We start from the raw sequence: 306 nt of genomic DNA, 5'->3' as shown, positions 1-306 counted from the left end.
ACCAGCGGCCGGGTTCTATGCTCTCAACGGTGAGAGTGTCCTCCAGTTTCCACTAAATCAAGAGAAAGAACGGATTTGCGCGTGTTTCGAGGAGATACGCGAGCAGAATCCGGGCGAGCGGATTCTGCTCGTCTTGGACAACTTCTCTTCACACATCTGTGCGTACACGCGAAAACGTGCCCATGAACTCGGGATCGATCTCGTCTTTCTTCCAGTTGGTTCGCCGCATCTCAACCCAATTGAACCAGTCTGGAAGAGTCTCAAATGGGAATCATCTCCCCTAATCGTGGAGGGCGCGGCCGAGTA

The 306-nt window shown here is 53.3% G+C and carries 1 protein-coding gene; it reads left to right on the top strand.

Annotated features, from left to right (window positions below):
- The coding region (locus O2S87_RS19040) for an IS630 family transposase (protein WP_475410250.1) at positions 1-306 on the top strand (306 nt) is incomplete at both ends.

The organism is Halohasta sp. A2, from assembly GCF_056175805.1.
Note: the sequence above shows the minus strand (reverse complement) of the source record. Positions and strands in the feature narration are given on the sequence as shown.